Origin of the sequence: Streptomyces sp. MK7, assembly GCF_032658145.1 — a bacterium.
GTDB lineage: Bacteria > Actinomycetota > Actinomycetes > Streptomycetales > Streptomycetaceae > Streptomyces > Streptomyces spiralis.
In genome coordinates this window covers 1-385 of sequence record NZ_JAVACL010000172.1, presented here as the reverse complement: position 1 = coordinate 385, position 385 = coordinate 1, and the positions used below count along the sequence as shown (strand labels likewise).

General features: G+C 65.2%; 1 pseudogene. It reads left to right on the top strand.

From position 1 onward, the window contains the following. Positions 1-14: 14 nt before the first annotated feature. A pseudogene (gene tnpA, locus R2S09_RS40350) lies at positions 15-347 on the top strand (IS200/IS605 family transposase); the annotation flags it as partial. Positions 348-385 lie beyond the last annotated feature (38 nt).

Genomic DNA, 385 nt, shown 5'->3' with positions numbered 1-385 from the left:
TCACTCCGAAATAACGGCGGGAGGTCTTCACCGGCCAGGTCCTCACCCGCTGCGAAGAGGTCATGCACAAGGTGTGCGAGGACTTCGGCGCCGAGCTGCGGGAGTTCGGCGAAACAGATCATGTCCATCTGCTCGTCCGCTACCCGCCGTCCGTCGCTCTGTCCCGGCTCGTCGGCAGCCTCAGAGGCGTCTCCGCACGGCGCCTGCGGCAGGAGTTCCCCGACCACATCAACAAGTACCTGTGGGGCGAGCACTTCTGGTCGCCCTCCTGCTTCGCCGGCTCCTGCGGTGGTGCGCCACTGGCCGTGGTCAAGGAGTACATCGAGAACCAGAAGCGCCCGCACTGACCGCGGCACCGTCGTGGAAGTTTTACCGAGGGATACGG